This is a genomic window from Mixta mediterraneensis, from assembly GCF_030283135.1.
Lineage (GTDB): Bacteria > Pseudomonadota > Gammaproteobacteria > Enterobacterales > Enterobacteriaceae > Pantoea > Pantoea mediterraneensis.
Genome location: NZ_JASUAZ010000015.1, coordinates 21,071 through 38,575, shown reverse-complemented (window position 1 = coordinate 38,575; position 17,505 = coordinate 21,071). Strand labels below are relative to the sequence as shown.

The window sequence follows — 17,505 nt, the reverse complement described above, 5'->3', positions numbered from 1 at the left end:
TGTGATATTTGACAGGCAATCCCGCAGTGCGGAAATAACAATGGATAAAGTATGAAGAACTGGAGAATGCTGATTCTTGGTGTGGCGTTGAGTGCCAACACTGCGTTCGCAGCACCACAAGTGGTTGATAAAGTTGCAGCCGTGGTCAATAACGGCGTGGTTCTTGAGAGTGACGTTGACAGCATGATGAGCACGGTCAAATCCCAGGCGCAGCAGGCGGGTCAGCAATTGCCAGACGACAAAACGTTGCGCCACCAGATCCTTGAACGTCAGATCATGGACAATATTATTCTGCAAATGGGCGAGAAAGCGGGTCTGCAGATTACCGATCAGCAGTTGGATCAGGCCATTCAGAACATTGCGGGTCAGAACCATATGAGCATGGATCAGCTACGCAGCCGCCTGGCTTACGATGGAATGAATTACAACGTTTATCGTGCGCAGATCCGCAAAGAGATGCTGATCACCGAAGTACGTAATAATGAAGTGCGCCGTCGCGTGTCAATATTGCCGCAGGAAGTCGATACGCTATCGACGCAGATCGCCTCGCAAAATTCCCAGGGCACGGAACTCAACATCAGTCACATTTTGCTGCCGCTGCCGGAAAACCCGACGCAACAGCAGGTTGACGATCAGGAAGCGCTGGCCAAACAGCTGGTTGGCGAACTGAAAAACGGTGCTGATTTTGGCAAACTGGCGGTCACTTACTCTGCCGACTCACAAGCGCTGAAAGGCGGCAATATGGGTTGGGGTAAAATTGAAGAGTTGCCGACATTGTTTGCCCAGGCGCTGGCCACCGCCAAAAAAGGCGATATTGTTGGCCCGGTCCGCTCCGGTGTGGGTTTCCATATTCTGAAAGTGAATGATTTACGCGGCGAGAGTAAAAATATTTCGGTAACCGAAGTGCATGCTCGCCACATTTTATTGAAACCCTCACCGATATTAACGGACGATCAGGCGCGCGCCAAACTGCAGCAGATTGCCGCAGACATCAGCAGCGGCAAAACGACGTTTGCCGCCGCAGCGAAGCAGTTCTCTGACGATCCGGGTTCAGCGAATCAGGGCGGCGACTTAGGCTGGAGCTCACCAGAGGCTTATGATCCGGCGTTCCGCGATGCATTGTTGCGCCTGCAAAAAGGCCAAACCAGTCAGCCGGTGCACTCCTCCTTCGGCTGGCATTTGATTCAACTGCTGGATACGCGCCAGGTTGATAAAACCGATGCGGCGCAGAAAGAGCGTGCTTATCGTCTGCTGTTCAACCGTAAATTCGCAGAAGAAGCACAGACCTGGATGCAGGAACAGCGCGCCGGGGCTTACGTGAAAATTTTGGACAACAATGCGCAGTAATTTCCGTGTAGCGATCACGCCCGGCGAACCCGCCGGGATTGGTCCCGACCTGACCATTCAGCTGGCACAGCAAAACTGGCCGGTTGAACTGGTGGTTTGCGCCGCTCCAGAAGTGTTATATCAACGTGCCGCCCAGCTTGGGCTACCTCTGACGTTGCGCGATTATCAACCCGGTGTTGCGGCACAGCCGCAACAGGTGGGCACGTTGACCGTGCTGCCGATCGCCACACCACAGCCGGTTAAGCCTGGCGAATTGTGTATGGCCAACAGCGAGTATGTATTAGCCACGCTGGCACGTGCCTGTGACGGTTGTCTGGACGGTGAATTTGCCGCGCTGATAACGGGTCCGGTGCACAAAGGCGTCATCAACGACGCTGGCATCCCTTTTACCGGCCATACCGAATTTTTTGCTGACCGGGCGGGTGGACATCGTGTCGTGATGATGCTGGCAACCGAAGAGCTTCGCGTGGCCTTAGCGACCACGCATCTGCCGTTAAAAGATGTTTCCGCCGCCATTACCCGTGACAGCCTGCACGAAGTCATTACCATCCTGCATAACGATTTACGGCAGAAGTTCGCCATCGCCCAACCGCATATTTTCGTGTGTGGCCTTAACCCGCACGCCGGTGAAGGCGGCCATATGGGCCGGGAAGAGATTGAAATCATTACTCCTGCCCTGAATGAATTACGCCAGCAAGGTATGCAACTGACCGGCCCGCTGCCAGCGGATACCCTGTTCCAGCCGAAATATCTGCAACATGCTGATGCGGTGCTGGCGATGTATCACGATCAGGGATTGCCAGTACTAAAATTTCAGGGGTTTGGTCGCGCGGTAAATATCACCCTCGGCCTGCCCTTTATCCGGACGTCAGTCGATCACGGCACCGCGCTAGAATTAGCCGGTCTGGGACAGGCAGAACCGGGCAGCTTTATCACGGCGCTTAACCTCGCCATCACTATGATCAAGAGCAGTAATGAATAATCGCGTCCATCAGGGGCACTACGCCCGTAAACGTTTCGGGCAGAATTTCCTGAACGATCAGTATATTATCGAGAGCATTGTCTCTGCCATTCATCCACAGCGCGATCAGGCGCTGGTGGAAATCGGTCCCGGCCTCGGCGCATTGACCGAACCCGTAGGGGAGCGCCTCGATAGCTTAACGGTTGTGGAGCTGGATCGCGATCTGGCGGCACGCCTGCAGACGCATCCGTTTCTCGGTCCAAAGCTGACCATCTTCCAGCAAGATGCGATGACTTTCGATTTTGCCGCGCTGGCGCAGGAAAAAGGCCAGCCGCTACGCGTATTCGGTAATCTGCCGTACAATATTTCGACTCCGCTGATGTTTCACCTTTTCAGCTATACTGGTTCGATTAAAGACATGCACTTCATGTTGCAGAAAGAAGTGGTGAATCGCCTGGTGGCTGGTCCCGGTAGCAAAGCGTATGGACGTCTTAGCGTGATGGCGCAATATTACTGTCAGGTGATTCCGGTGCTGGAAGTGCCTCCGCACTCTTTCACGCCGCCGCCTAAAGTGGATTCTGCCGTGGTGCGTTTGGTGCCGTTTACCGCGCCGCCGCATCCGGTAACTGATGTGCGTTTACTGAGCCGTATCACTACTGAAGCCTTTGGTCAGCGCCGCAAAACGCTACGCAACAGCCTCAGTTATATGGTGTCAGCCGGCGCACTGGAAGAACTGTCAATTGACTCGACATTGCGTGCCGAAAACATCTCGGTTGCGCAGTATTGCCAGTTAGCAAACTGGCTGGCGAAACATCAGGGTGAAGCGCAGGAGTAGTTATGAGTGAAACGGCCCGCGTGCATGTTCATGTGCAAAGCCTGTACGTCGAATCGCAATCCGCACCGGATGACGAACGTTACGTCTTCGCTTACACCGTGACCATCCGCAATATGGGTCGTTCCTCAGTGCAATTACTGGGACGCTACTGGTTAATCACCAACGGCAATGGTCGCGAAACTGAGGTTCAGGGCGAAGGTGTGATAGGCGAGCAGCCCCATATCGCGCCCGGTGGTGAATTTCAGTACACCAGCGGCGCGGTCCTTGAAACCCCGATGGGTACGATGCAGGGACACTACCTGATGATCGACGAGCAAGGCGATAAGTTTCACGTTGAGATCCCGGTATTCCGCCTCGCCATTCAAACTCACATTCATTGACTTGCTTTCATCTCGCCCGGTTCTGCCGGGCGAATGATTTTATTTCGGATAAAACGTTATGAGCACATATCTTATTGGCGACGTCCACGGTTGTTACGACGAGTTACGTGCCTTACTGAAGCAGGTCAGCTTCAATCCCGAACAGGACATTTTGTGGCTGACCGGTGATTTAGTCGCGCGCGGCCCCGGCTCGCTCGATGTGCTGCGTTACGTAAAATCACTTGGCGATAGTGTGCGGCTGGTATTGGGCAACCATGATTTACATTTGCTGGCAGTTTATGCCGGCATTAGCCGCAATAAACCGAAAGATCGCCTGACGCCGTTGCTGGAAGCTGATGATGCTGACGAATTGATCAACTGGTTACGTCGTCAGCCCCTGCTGCAAGTCGATGAAGAGAAAAAACTGGTGATGGGCCACGCGGGTATCACGCCGCAATGGGATATTGAAACCGCCAAAAAATGTGCACGTGAAGTTGAATCCGTGCTCTCCAGTGACAGCTATCCGCTGTTTCTCAACGCCATGTATGGCGATATGCCGAACAACTGGAGTGAAGCGCTTAGCGGTCTGGCACGGCTACGTTTTAGCACCAACGCGCTGACCCGCATGCGCTTCTGCTTTCCCAATGGTCAGCTGGATATGATCTGTAAAGATGCACCGGATTCTGCCCTGCCGCCGCTAAAACCGTGGTTTAACATTGCAGGTCCGGTCGCGCGTGAATACACGATTGTGTTCGGACACTGGGCATCGCTGGAAGGCAAAGGCACACCGGAAGGCATTATTGGATTAGATACCGGCTGCTGCTGGGGTGGCTCGCTTACCCTGTTACACTGGGAAGAACAGCGCTACTACGTTCAGGCTTCAAACCGCCAGAGTACGCTAGCGGAGAAAGTACCACCGCAACAGTCCGCCAGCTAACCCCTGTTTCCATAAAAAACGCCTTGCTACTATCGCAAAGGCGTTGTTTATTTCACCGCAGATTAACGACGACGATCAAGAATTTCGAAACAGTAACTGTGCGAGTTCTTCTCATCGGCATCATGGAATTCACTGAATGTGGATTGCCATTCATCCGGCTCGTAATCCGGGAATTGCGTGTCGCCTTCGACTTCAGCATCGATATGGGTCAGATAAAGTCGATCGGCACGCTTCAGCATTTGCTCATAAACTCGCCCGCCACCGATCACCATGATCTCTTCCGCATCGCCAGCAGCCTGCAACGCTTCATCTAGCGAGGTTACCCAGGTTACGCCTTCCGCGTTACCTGGCTTGCTGCTAACCACGATATTCAAACGTCCAGGCAACGGTCGGCCAATAGACGCAAACGTCAGTCGGCCCATAATGACCGGCTTTTTCAAGGTGTTGCGCTTAAACCACGCCAAATCTGCAGGCAGGTCCCACGGCATGGCGTTCTCCATACCAATAATGCGATCCGCTGCTAATGCCGCGATAAGACTAATCATGTTAAAAGACTCACTGGAAAAATTGGCGCCATCATACGTAAAGGCGAAACTTTCGTCGATAGCGAGAAGAGTGTATTTGCGTAAAGCTTTTTTGCCACCGCATTTTTGTTACTGGACAGAGTTTTTGACCGCGTTTTCACCTTCTGCTGAATCAAGCCGCCAGCGGAAAACAGCAATCTGGCACAAGGAGAGGATCGTTAGCCCGGACCGTGGCGGGAAAGGCGTTGCCCAACAGGTTCAGCGCTCTTTGCAGACAAATTAAATAATACGACTTCCGCCCGGTTATAAAACTATCGGGCACCGTTAACGGTTGTTGCCGTCGTTAAATCTGCTGGCTGTTTGTGTTGGCGAACATGCTTATCTTGCAGGCATTAGCGCTTGTTGCTGCGCTGTGATTGCTGACTGACTTCTGCTGCAAAAGCAGCGCCAGGCCGAACCGTTTTGGCGAGAATGCGCTGAACCCTTCGAACTGATCTGACAAAAAACGGCTCCCTGGGGAGCCGTTGTTTTCTGACTTAGAAGTCGTAACGCAAACGCACCAGGTTCATATCGCCGAGATTATCGGTACTGGAGGTAAACACGTGTTTGTAATCAACGCGGAAGCCGTAGTCGAGGAACAGCGTGACGCCCAGGCCATTATCAATACGCTGGTAGTTGCGCCCATTGACATATTCCAGGCGATCGCCCATGACATAAGGCTGTACCGCTTTCAGACCGTACTGCTTAACCGGAATTTTATAGCCAGCAAAGTATTCAATACCCCACGCATCATCCGCAAAGTAATTATTTACGTTGGTTTGTTTGGTGGTCAGGAAGTTTTCGTACCAGCCGCCGCCCGCAGAGACAGTCCAGTTGCCTGGTTTCCAGCTTAATGCAGTACCGAAGATGTTCTGGTCATAATCTTTGCTGTCGCCATTGTCTGGATTACGCATGCTGGCACGCGTGTAGTTCCATGCGGTTCCCCACGTCAGATCGTCGGTGATGTGATAATCCACACCCAGCGATCCACCACCTTTACGCTTATAGCGCAGGCCATTGCCCGGCAAATACTCGTTATCACTAAACAGATAAGAGGCATAAACATCAAGTGCGCCGAAGGTATTTTTATATTTTAGCTGCTTACGTGAACGGTAAGAACCATCGTAATCACCATTAATACCATTACCTGGCGCCTGAGCTAGCATGTCGTAATCCCAAATATCCGTTTTTGAGCCGACAATATCGTAATAAACACTGTTCTGCTGGCCGAAGTAGAGTTCACCCAGGGTGGCGCTCTTAAGTCCGGTATAGAGTTGACGACGAGTCGTGTTGTTAGCGCCATCGGCATAGTGGTTATCCCAGCCCCACCACGCCGGGAAGTTCACGCCCAGCTCGTAATAACCCACCCAGCTGACATCATCAAACAGATAATAATTAGCGGTAAAACGGAAGCGTGAGCCGCCGTCAAAGCCGTTACGCTTGTAAGATTTGTCATTACTGCCGGTTTGATGATTGAACTGAGGACGAATACTACCGCCGACTTTGAAGTCGAAGCGGCTAAGCGGATCGCCGGCCTGCGGATCCTGTTTAATAAGAGTAATTTCAGCCTGGCTGGTGAGAGGAGCCGCTGCAACCAGCGCAGCAATGGCGGTGAGTGTGAAAGCACGCATTTTCATTTTTATATATATCCCAGTTACGCTTCAGAGAAATAAGCGAGCGAGATACTAAAGCCAGCGACCTTGCTTTCTATTTATAAATTAGTGCTAATAAATGTAAGTATAAAAAAAACCGCATTAAGCGCTAAAATAAAATTAAATCATTATATTGTCATAATCTACTGTTATGCGCAGTCTGGCAATAGCGAAAAAAACGGCCCCGAAAGGAGCCGTTTTATCATCTCAGTACGTGGTTAAGCTTTAATTTGCGCGTGCATTTCCTGTACGGAAATAACTTGTTCAGTAGGATCAGCATTTAACGCCATCGCGGTGGCAAACCCGCCATTCAGCGTGGTGTCATAATGCACTTTATATTGCAGCGCGCTGCGGCGAATCAGTTTGGAGTCTTCAATCGCCTGACGGCCAGCGGTGGTATTCACAATGTAGGCGTATTCGCCATTCTTCAGGCGATCCTGAATGTGGGGACGTCCTTCATGCACCTTATTCACCAGACGCGGATTGATACCTGCTTCTCCTAATACAACCGCCGTTCCGTGGGTGGCATCCAGTTCGAAACCAAACTTCTGCAATTTCGCCGCGAGGTCAACAATACGTTTTTTATCGCCTTCGCGTACCGACAGCAGAGCGCGTCCGGTCTTTTTCATGTTGCTCTGCGCGCCCAGCATCGCTTTAGCGAAAGCTTCAGCGAAGGTACGCCCCACCCCCATCACTTCACCGGTAGAACGCATTTCCGGGCCGAGGATCGGGTCAACACCCTGGAATTTATTGAATGGCAGCACCACCTCTTTCACGGAGTAGTAAGGCGGAATCACCTCTTTAGTGACGCCCTGCTCCGCCAGCGTTTTGCCTGCCATTACGCGTGCCGCCACTTTTGCCAGCGGCACGCCGGTCGCTTTTGAAACAAACGGCACGGTACGTGCGGCACGTGGGTTCACTTCAATCAAATACACTTCGTTATCTTTTACGGCGAACTGTACGTTCATCAGGCCACGGACATTCAGCTCGAAAGCCAGTTTTTCAACCTGCTGACGCATGACATTTTGAATCTCCTGACTCAACGTATAAGCCGGCAGCGAACAGGCAGAATCACCGGAATGCACGCCCGCCTGCTCAATATGCTCCATTATGCCGCCAATTAACACGCGCTCGCCATCGCAAATCGCATCAACATCCACTTCTACTGCGTCATCAAGGAAGCGATCCAACAGTACCGGCGCATCATTGGAAACCGATACCGCGGTCTGGAAATAACGCTTCAGATCGATTTCGTCATATACGATTTCCATTGCCCGGCCACCCAATACATAGGAAGGGCGAACCACTAATGGATAACCGATACCGGCAGCTTTCTCGACAGCCTGCTCCAGCGTAGCCACGGTAGCGTTGGCGGGTTGTTTCAGATTCAGGCGCTCAACGGCCTGCTGGAAGCGTTCACGGTCTTCTGCGCGATCAATGGCATCCGGGCTGGTTCCGATTACCGGTACGCCTGCGGCTTCCAGCGCACGCGCCAGTTTCAGCGGAGTTTGGCCGCCATATTGTACGATAACGCCTTTCGGCTTCTCTATGCGGACGATTTCCAGCACATCTTCCAGCGTTACCGGCTCGAAGTACAGACGGTCTGAGGTATCGTAATCCGTCGATACGGTTTCCGGGTTACAGTTCACCATGATGGTTTCAAAACCATCTTCACGCAGAGCCAGCGCTGCATGAACGCAGCAGTAATCGAACTCAATACCCTGGCCTATACGGTTTGGACCGCCGCCCAGTACCATGATTTTGTCGCGGTCCTGAGTGGGGTTCGCTTCGCACTCTTCCTCATAGGTTGAGTACATATATGCCGTATCAGTTGAAAACTCTGCGGCACAGGTATCCACGCGCTTGTAAACCGGATGCAGATTAAACTGCTGACGTAACTTACGGATCTCGCTTTCAGCCACACCCGCTAAGGTGGCCAGACGCGCATCGGCAAAGCCTTTACGCTTTAACGCACGCAAAAAGTTTTCATTAAGGCTATTCACCCCTTCACGTGCAACCTGATCTTCCAGCCGCACCAACTTTTCAATCTGGACCAGGAACCAGCGGTCAATATTGGTCAGATTAAAGACGCCATCGACTGACATACCTGCCCGGAACGCATCGGCGATATACCAGATACGATCCGAACCCGCATCCTTCAACTCACGGCGGATGCGCGTTAAAGCTTCGGCGTCATCAAGGTTCACTTTCGGATCAAAGCCATGAGCGCCCACTTCCAGTCCGCGCAGCGCTTTCTGCATCGACTCCTGGAAAGTGCGGCCAATCGCCATGACTTCGCCAACCGACTTCATCTGAGTGGTCAGGCGATCGTTGGCTCCGGCAAATTTTTCGAAGTTGAAGCGTGGGATCTTGGTCACAACGTAATCGATAGACGGCTCAAACGAGGCTGGTGTCAGCCCCCCGGTGATGTCATTCATCAGTTCGTCGAGGGTGTAACCGACCGCCAGTTTGGCGGCCACTTTGGCAATCGGGAAGCCAGTGGCTTTTGATGCCAGCGCCGATGAGCGTGACACACGTGGGTTCATTTCGATGATAATCAAACGGCCATTTTTCGGATTCACCGAGAACTGCACGTTGGAGCCGCCCGTTTCTACCCCGATTTCACGCAGTACCGCCATTGAGGCGTTACGCATGATTTGGTATTCCTTGTCGGTCAGCGTCTGAGCGGGCGCTACGGTGATGGAGTCACCCGTATGAATCCCCATCGCATCAAAGTTTTCAATTGAGCAGACGATGATGCAGTTATCGTTTTTATCACGCACCACCTCCATCTCGTACTCTTTCCAGCCAATCAGTGATTCATCAATCAGCAGCTCATTAGTAGGCGACAGATCGAGGCCGCGCTCACAAATCTCTTCAAATTCTTCACGGTTGTAGGCAATGCCACCACCGGTGCCGCCCATGGTAAAAGAAGGACGAATGATGCATGGGAAGCCGACGTCTTCGGCCACCGCCAGCGCTTCTTCCATGGAGTGAGCGATACCCGAACGCGCGGTCTCCAGACCGATGCTTTTCATCGCGACATCGAAACGACGACGATCTTCAGCTTTATCAATGGCGTCAGCGGTCGCACCAATCATGGTCACGCCGAACTCTTCCAGCACGCCCTGACGTTCAAGTTCAAGGGCACAATTCAGTGCTGTCTGGCCGCCCATCGTGGGGAGCACCGCATCCGGGCGCTCTTTTTCAATGATTTTGCGTACCACTTCCCAGTGAATCGGCTCGATGTAAGTCGCATCCGCCATTTCCGGGTCGGTCATAATCGTCGCCGGATTGGAGTTTACCAGGATGACGCGGTAACCCTCTTCGCGCAGCGCTTTACATGCTTGCGCGCCGGAATAGTCAAATTCACAGGCCTGGCCAATCACAATCGGACCGGCGCCAAGAATCAGGATGGATTTTATGTCTGTACGTTTTGGCATGATTGGCTCCTGATTACTTCGCTTTCGAACGGAATGCGTCGATCAATTCAATAAAGTGATCAAACAACGGCGCTGCATCGTGCGGGCCTGGGCTGGCCTCTGGGTGTCCCTGAAAGCTGAACGCCGGTTTATCAGTACGATGGATACCCTGCACGGTTTGGTCAAACAGGGAGACATGCGTCACGCGCAGATTATCGGGTAAATTGGCTTCATCAACAGCGAAACCGTGGTTCTGTGCGGTAATCATTACGGTGTTGTTGTCGAAATCTTTAACCGGATGGTTACCGCCATGGTGACCCAGCTTCATCTTCACCGTTTTAGCGCCGCTTGCCAGCGCCAGCAGCTGATGGCCAAGACAGATACCGAAAACCGGAATATCCGTTTTCAGGAAAGCCTGGATAGCTTCAATAGCGTAATCACACGGCTCCGGATCGCCAGGGCCGTTGGAAAGGAAGATGCCATCCGGATTCAGTTTCAGCACCTCTTCCGCTGAAGTTTGTGCCGGAACAACGGTCAGGCGACAGCCGCGATCAACCAGCATGCGTAAGATGTTACGCTTGACGCCGTAATCAAAGGCAACCACATGATAAGGCAGCGATTCTGCTTTTTTCTGCTCTGGCAGGCCGTGGTTTAATGTCCAGCTGCCCTGCTGCCAGACATAACGCTCTTTGGTTGAGACTTCTTTCGCCAAATCCATCCCTTTCAGGCCTGGAAACGCCTGCGCTTTTTGCAGCGCCAGCGCGGCATCGGGGGTATCACCTGCGATGATGCAGCCATTCTGTGCGCCTTTTTCACGCAGCAAGCGGGTCAGCTTACGCGTATCAATATCAGCAATGGCCACAATATTGTTACGCTGCAAATAGGCAGATAAACCTTCTTCGCTACGGAAGTTACTGGTAATCAGCGGCAGATCGCGAATAACAAGCCCTTGAGCATGAATTTGACTGGATTCTTCGTCGGCGGCATTAGCACCAACATTGCCGATATGGGGATAAGTGAGAGTAACGATTTGGCGGGAATAGGAAGGATCAGTGAGGATTTCTTGATAACCAGTCATTGACGTGTTGAAAACGACTTCCCCCACTGCCGACCCCGTTGCCCCGATGGCCCGACCGTGGAATTGGGTTCCGTCTTCCAGAACCAAGAGCGCTGACTTAATCAAAACATCCTCCAGGGAATAAACAGTCACAATATATGCATATTAATTCATAATCGTTACCTGAATCAATGCAAAAACCGCCTGAACTATCGATTTTTGGCAAATTGCGCGCATTCTAATGATCGCCCTCTGGCTTGTCTACCCTAAGGCAAAATTTTTTTGTTATTTTCAGGCTTCTGATGGTTAAAACGGGGATAAGCGGCAAAAAGAGGGGAAAACTCGGAGAAATAACCGTTTGCCAGTCGGCATAAACAAGAAAACGGATCTTTCGCATCATTATTTTTGACCATTTGGTCAAAAATAACAGTTTAAACTGAAAAAATCAGGGCTATACTCTATAAAATAGCAATCTAAGCATTATTTCATCGCCAGATAGCCATTTTAAGATAAAATTAAGGGTAATGATAACATTACCCTTTTTCAATCAAGCAATTAATGATTGAAACAACCACATCACGATGGTACACAACACTCACAACATCGATAAATCCAGCACATCCCGCATATCGTAAAGTCCGGATTTTTTGTCTTTTAGCCAAAATGCAGCTTTAACCGCGCCTTTTGCAAAGGTCATCCGGCTTGAAGCCTTATGGGTAATCTCAACACGCTCGCCAATATCTGCAAATATCGCCGTATGTTCACCGACAATATCCCCCGCCCGGACAGTGGCGAACCCGATAGTTTGCGGTTTACGCTCACCGGTATGCCCTTCACGTGCGTATACTGCGTGTTCCGCAAGATCCCACTCCATTGCGTCAGCAATGGCTTCGCCCATCGCTAATGCCGTTCCTGATGGCGCATCAACTTTGTGGCGATGATGCGCTTCAACAATTTCAATATCCGCATAATCACCCATAACGCTGGCCGCTTTCTCAAGCAGTTTTAATACCAGATTGACGCCGACGCTAAAGTTAGCGGCAAACACGATACCAATCTCTTCAGCGGCGGCGCGGATGGCTGCTTTGCCCGCGTCATCAAAACCGGTAGTGCCGATTACCATCGCTTTTTTATGCTCACGGCAAACTGCCATATACGCCAGCGTTCCTTCCGGGCGAGTGAAGTCAACGAGCACGTCAAAATCATCAATCACACTAAGCAGATCATCAGCGATAATTACGTCAGATTTGCCGATGCCCGCCAGTTCTCCAGCATCGCTGCCGATTAAGGAAGAACCTGGGCGAGCCAGCGCCGCTCCCAGTATCACGCCTTCCGTTTGCTGCGTTGCCTGAATCAGGTTGCGTCCCATACGTCCCGGCGCGCCCACAATGGCAATGCGGATATTTTTCATATTTATTCATTCCTAAAACAAAACTATGCATGCAAAGCGTAATCAGGTTAACGATGAGTTAACAGTCACGCCACCATTAATCAGGGATAATAAGAATTTTATGCCAGACGCGATTGATTATCAGTAAAAGCAATCTCATCGGATGGAACCGCACGTCAGTGGGGTTTAAAAAAGCAAAAAGGCCGAACAAAGTCGGCCCTTAACAGACAGTAGTACCACAGCGTTATTGCACGTTGCGCACGTCAACCCGCAATTCTTTTGGTACTTCAAACACGATATTCTCTTCGCGACCAATCAGCTCAATCGCGGCTTCACCGCCAAGTTCACGTAAGCGCTGAATAACCTGCTGTACTAAAATATCAGGCGCTGAGGCACCCGCAGTTACGCCAATGCAATCGACGCCTTTTACCCACTCTTCCTGAATGTCGTCAGCGGAATCGATCAGCTTCGCCAGTTTACCGGCACGCTGAGCCAGCTCCGCCAGACGATTCGAGTTAGAAGAGTTTTTAGATCCAACCACCAATACCACTTCAGCATCACGCGCCAGGGTACGCACTGCTTCCTGACGGTTGGTAGTGGCGTAGCAAATGTCATCCTTGCGTGGACCAATAATTGCCGGAAAACGCTGGCGCAGCGCATCAATAATGTCAGATGTATCATCTACCGACAGCGTCGTCTGCGTCATAAAGCTGAGATTGCTTTCGTCTTTAACCGCTAATTTGAAGACATCTTCCGGTGATTCCACCAGGTACATACCGCCATTGGGATTGTTGTATTGCCCCATGGTGCCTTCCACTTCGGGATGACCGGCATGTCCAATCAAAATGGCTTCGACGCCTTTACGGCTGGCACGTGCCACTTCCATATGCACTTTGGTTACCAGCGGACAGGTAGCGTCGAATAGCATGGTCAGATTACGTGCCTTCGCTTCAGCCCGAACGGCTTGTGAAACGCCATGTGCTGAAAAAATCAAAATCGCGTTATCTGGCACTTCGCTAATCTCTTCGATAAAGATCGCGCCGCGCTCGCGCAAGCTATTAACCACGTAGCGGTTATGTACCACTTCATGCCGGACGTAAATTGGCGCGCCATACATCTCTAATGCACGCTCGACAATGCTGATTGCCCGGTCAACACCCGCGCAGAATCCGCGCGGATTAGCTAACAGAATTTGCATCGTTCGCCCCCTGCACTGGATCAATTTCCAGCACTTCAATATCAAATTGAATGCGATGGCCTGCCAGCGGATGATTGAAATCAACCGTAATGGAATCACCGGAAACTTCACGGATCACGCCGGGCATTTCGCTGCCGCCCATACCGCTAAACAACATGATGGCACCCACTTCAGGTTCGCCGGCATCGATAAAATCGCGGCGCGAAAAATACTGGATCAAATCCGGGCTAATGCTGCCAAAGGCATCTTCCGGTGCTAACGTGAAGTGCCGCTTTTCACCCGTTTTTAGCCCCAGCAGCGCCTGTTCCAGCGCAGCAGACAGACTGCCATCGCCCAGGCGAAACAGCGCAGGTTTACCGTTGGCACGGGTCGATTCCGCCGTGGAACCGTCTTCCAGCTTCAGGGTGAAGTGCACCAACACCGCGCTGTCGCGCTGTACAGACTCAGTCATGACTTACCCTTTCTGTTTTGCCTGTTTGCTGGTTGGGCTAAAAAAGCCTTCCAGCACCACTAACGCAGCACCAATACAGATGCCGCAGTCAGCAATATTAAACGTTGCGAAGTGCCAGTTACCGATATAGAAGTCGATAAAATCGACGACGAAACCATGATATGAGCGGTCAAACAGATTGCCCGCTGCACCACCGATAATCAGCGCATAAGCGATGTTAACGATCTTCTGGCTGGCACGGCTGCGATACATCATCACTAACAGCGCCACAACAATAGCGATGGCGATGCCAGCAAAGAACCAACGTTGCCAGCCGCCTTTGTCAGCCAGGAAACTGAACGCCGCACCGTAGTTATGAGCGTAAAACAGGTTGAGGAATGGCATCAGCGGCTGCGTTTCGTGCAGCATCATGTTATTCATCACCCATTGCTTACTGGCGAAATCGACAACGATCACCGCCAGCACCAGCCATAGCCAACGCAATCCGGTTGAAAAAATAGGTTTACTCATCAGGCAAATTTACGCTCTTCACCGTTACCGGCTACGTTGGTGTAACAGCGGCTACAAACTTCAGCATGCTCAGGATTCTGTCCAACATCGGTGGTGTAATGCCAGCAGCGTGGGCATTTTTCGCCTTCCGCTTTATGTAACGCCACTTTCAACCCCTTTAACAGTTCGCTCTGCTGTGCTTCGTCATTAGCCAGGGCGTAATCGGCAACCTGCGCACCTGAGGTCAGCAACACAAAGCGCAGCTCGTCGCCCAGCGCTTGCAGCTTAGCTGCCAGCTCTGGTGCCGCGTACAGCGTAACCGTGGCTTCCAGCGCGCCGCCAATGCGTTTGTCGCTGCGCGCCTGCTCGATCACTTTGTTCACTTCGCCACGCACTTTCAGTATCTCGGCCCAGTAGGCGTCATTTAACGCTTCATTTTCTGCCAGACCAAACAGACCTTCGTACCACTCTTCAGTGAAAACATATTTCGCGCGTTCGCCAGGCAGGTAACCCCAGATTTCGTCAGCGGTGAAGGACATGATCGGCGCCATCCAGCGCACCAGCGCTTCAACGATATGCCACAGCGCCGTCTGGCAGCTGCGACGCGCCAGGCTGTCGCCCTTCGCGGTATACTGGCGATCTTTAATGATGTCGAGATAGAAGGACCCCATCTCCACCGAGCAGAACTGCATCAGGCGCTGAATCACTTCGTGGAAATCGTAATTTTCGTAAGAGGTAATGATACCTGCTTGCGCCGCTTGCGCCCGGCCCACTGCCCAGCGATCCACTACCACCATCTCTTCTGGTTTCACCAAATCAGTCGCGGGATTAAAGCCGCTGAGATTTGCCAGCAGGAAACGCGCGGTATTACGGATACGACGATACGCATCGGCTGAACGCTTCAGGATTTCATCTGAAACCGCCATTTCGCCGGAGTAGTCGGTAGATGCCACCCATAAACGCAGGATGTCTGCCCCCAGCTTGTTCATTACATCCTGCGGCGATACGGTGTTGCCGATTGATTTCGACATCTTACGGCCTTGACCGTCAACGGTGAAACCATGCGTCAATACCTGACGATAAGGCGCTTTGCCTTTCATCGCCGTGGAGATCATCAGCGAAGACATAAACCAGCCGCGATGCTGATCCGACCCTTCCAGATACATATCTGGCGTGTGACCAGCAAATTCTGGACGCGCATCCACTACGGAATAGCTGGTTGAACCGGAATCAAACCATACATCCAGCGTATCGGGCACTTTGCGATAGTGATCGGCATCGTCGCCCATCAGATCACGCGGATCGAGATCCCACCAGGCCTGAATACCCTCTTGTTCGACAAGCTTAGCGACTTTTTCCATCAGCTCCAGCGTATCCGGGTGCAGCTGTTCGGATTCGTTATGCACGAACAACGCCATCGGTACGCCCCATGTACGCTGACGTGAAATACACCAGTCAGGACGATTTGCGACCATTGATTCAATACGCGCCTGGCCCCAGTCTGGGATCCACTGTACGCCTTTGATCTCTTTCAGCGACTGCGCACGCAGGCCCTTTTGATCCATACTGATGAACCATTGCGGCGTTGCGCGGAAAATGATCGGGGTTTTGTGACGCCAGCAGTGCGGATAGCTGTGCAGCAGTTTTTCAACGTGCAGCAGTGCGCCTTTCTCTTTTAACAGCTCAACGATCATATCATTGGCTTTAAATACGTTGATACCATCCAGCGTTGGATACGTGCCGGGCAGATAAGCGCCATCCGGGCCAACCGGATTGGCAATTTCGATACCGTATTTTTGTCCAATAACGTAGTCGTCCGGGCCGTGGCCTGGTGCGGTATGAACGGCGCCCGTACCCGCATCCAGCGTCACGTGCTCGCCTAATACCACCAGCGACTGAATGTCGAGGAAAGGATGCTGGAATTTTTGCAGCTCAAGCGCTGCACCTTTACATTCGCCCAGCACGGTCCATTCGCTGATGCCTGCCCGCCTGAGCACGCTTTCAACCAGATCTTTAGCGAGGATTAACGCACGCCCGTCGATCTGTACCAGCTGGTATTCAAATTCCGGGTGCAAAGAAATTGCCCGGTTAGCCGGCATGGTCCAGGGTGTCGTGGTCCAGATAACCAGTGAAATCGGGCCATTAACCTGAGATGCGCCAAATACGTTACGCACCGCATCAGCATCGATGGCGTTAAACATCACATCAATGGATGGCGAGGTTTTGTCGTAATACTCAACTTCCGCTTCAGCCAGAGCTGAGCGGCAATCAAGACACCAATGCACCGGCTTAGCGCCTTTATGCAGGTGACCATTGCCGATGATCTTGCTAAGCGCGCGAATGATATTGGCTTCGGTCTGGAAATTCATCGTCAGGTAAGGACGCTCCCAGTCACCCAATACCCCCAGGCGGATAAAGTCAGCTTTTTGGCCTTCTACCTGCTCAGCGGCATATTTACGGCACGCTTCACGGAACTCAGCTGCGGTGACTTTTTCACCTGGCTTGCCAATCATCTGTTCGACTTTATGTTCGATAGGCAAGCCGTGGCAGTCCCAGCCCGGAACATAGGGCGAATCATAACCCGCCATGCCTTTCGATTTGACAATAATGTCTTTCAGAATCTTGTTAACAGAGTGACCAATATGAATGCTGCCGTTCGCATAAGGAGGGCCATCGTGCAGAATAAAGGTTTTTTTCCCTTTTTTGGCTTCGCGAATGATGCCGTACAGGTTGTCATCATACCAACGTTGCAGCATTCCCGGTTCGCGTTTGGCCAGATCGCCACGCATCGGGAACCCCGTTTCCGGCAAATTCAGGGTAGATTTATAGTCACTCATCAGATTC

At 51.8% G+C, this 17,505-nt stretch carries 14 protein-coding genes; 5 read left to right on the top strand and 9 right to left on the bottom strand.

Features of this window, described 5'->3' with window-relative positions:
- The first annotated feature begins 51 nt into the window (after nt 1–51).
- From surA to apaH, 5 genes are read left to right on the top strand one after another with little or no spacing between them, the layout of a single operon-like run.
- On the top strand, nt 52–1,347 hold the full coding sequence (gene surA, locus QRY16_RS11240; protein WP_289776630.1) for a peptidylprolyl isomerase SurA: 1,296 nt from the start codon (nt 52–54) through the stop codon (nt 1,345–1,347).
- A complete protein-coding gene (pdxA, locus tag QRY16_RS11235; RefSeq protein ID WP_289776629.1) occupies nt 1,337–2,329 on the top strand; it encodes a 4-hydroxythreonine-4-phosphate dehydrogenase PdxA in 993 nt (330 codons plus the stop codon). Before surA ends, pdxA begins: the two co-directional genes overlap by 11 nt.
- On the top strand, nt 2,322–3,143 hold the full coding sequence (gene rsmA, locus QRY16_RS11230) for a 16S rRNA (adenine(1518)-N(6)/adenine(1519)-N(6))-dimethyltransferase RsmA (protein ID WP_193403836.1): 822 nt from the start codon (nt 2,322–2,324) through the stop codon (nt 3,141–3,143). The genes pdxA and rsmA overlap by 8 nt, the downstream gene beginning before the upstream one ends.
- 2 nt (nt 3,144–3,145) lie before the next feature.
- Nucleotides 3,146–3,523 carry a Co2+/Mg2+ efflux facilitator ApaG/CorD gene (apaG, locus tag QRY16_RS11225; protein ID WP_193403837.1) on the top strand — a complete coding sequence of 126 codons (378 nt, stop codon included), beginning with the start codon at nt 3,146–3,148 and terminating at the stop codon, nt 3,521–3,523.
- A 58-nt stretch (nt 3,524–3,581) separates the two neighbouring features.
- Complete coding sequence (apaH, locus tag QRY16_RS11220) at nt 3,582–4,439, top strand: bis(5'-nucleosyl)-tetraphosphatase (symmetrical) ApaH (RefSeq protein ID WP_289776628.1); 858 nt, start codon at nt 3,582–3,584, stop codon at nt 4,437–4,439.
- A gap of 62 nt (nt 4,440–4,501) precedes the next feature.
- On the opposite strand, the gene folA is transcribed toward apaH, so the two are convergent.
- The 9 genes from folA to ileS form a co-directional block, all read right to left on the bottom strand.
- Nucleotides 4,502–4,984, bottom strand: a complete 483-nt coding sequence (folA, locus tag QRY16_RS11215; protein ID WP_193403839.1) for a type 3 dihydrofolate reductase — start codon at nt 4,982–4,984, stop codon at nt 4,502–4,504.
- Nucleotides 4,985–5,499: 515 nt separating this feature from the next.
- The gene (locus QRY16_RS11210) at nt 5,500–6,639 is read right to left on the bottom strand and encodes a porin (RefSeq protein ID WP_289776627.1); all 1,140 of its coding nucleotides are present in this window, start codon (nt 6,637–6,639) and stop codon (nt 5,500–5,502) included.
- A gap of 233 nt (nt 6,640–6,872) precedes the next feature.
- On the bottom strand, nt 6,873–10,097 hold the full coding sequence (gene carB, locus QRY16_RS11205; RefSeq protein ID WP_289776626.1) for a carbamoyl-phosphate synthase large subunit: 3,225 nt from the start codon (nt 10,095–10,097) through the stop codon (nt 6,873–6,875).
- Nucleotides 10,098–10,110: 13 nt separating this feature from the next.
- Nucleotides 10,111–11,259, bottom strand: a complete 1,149-nt coding sequence (carA, locus tag QRY16_RS11200) for a glutamine-hydrolyzing carbamoyl-phosphate synthase small subunit (RefSeq protein ID WP_289776625.1) — start codon at nt 11,257–11,259, stop codon at nt 10,111–10,113.
- Between the two features lie 469 nt (nt 11,260–11,728).
- Nucleotides 11,729–12,544 (bottom strand): 4-hydroxy-tetrahydrodipicolinate reductase, encoded by an 816-nt coding sequence (gene dapB / locus QRY16_RS11195; protein WP_289776624.1) that lies wholly within the window; start codon nt 12,542–12,544, stop codon nt 11,729–11,731.
- Between the two features lie 223 nt (nt 12,545–12,767).
- Nucleotides 12,768–13,721 (bottom strand): 4-hydroxy-3-methylbut-2-enyl diphosphate reductase, encoded by a 954-nt coding sequence (ispH, locus tag QRY16_RS11190; RefSeq protein ID WP_289776623.1) that lies wholly within the window; start codon nt 13,719–13,721, stop codon nt 12,768–12,770.
- Entirely contained in the window at nt 13,702–14,172 is a 471-nt protein-coding gene (gene fkpB, locus QRY16_RS11185; RefSeq protein ID WP_193403846.1) for an FKBP-type peptidyl-prolyl cis-trans isomerase, read from the bottom strand. Before fkpB ends, ispH begins: the two co-directional genes overlap by 20 nt.
- A gap of 3 nt (nt 14,173–14,175) precedes the next feature.
- On the bottom strand, nt 14,176–14,682 hold the full coding sequence (lspA, locus tag QRY16_RS11180) for a signal peptidase II (RefSeq protein WP_193403847.1): 507 nt from the start codon (nt 14,680–14,682) through the stop codon (nt 14,176–14,178).
- On the bottom strand, nt 14,682–17,498 hold the full coding sequence (ileS, locus tag QRY16_RS11175) for an isoleucine--tRNA ligase (RefSeq protein WP_289776622.1): 2,817 nt from the start codon (nt 17,496–17,498) through the stop codon (nt 14,682–14,684). The genes lspA and ileS overlap by 1 nt, the downstream gene beginning before the upstream one ends.
- Nucleotides 17,499–17,505: the final 7 nt, after the last annotated feature.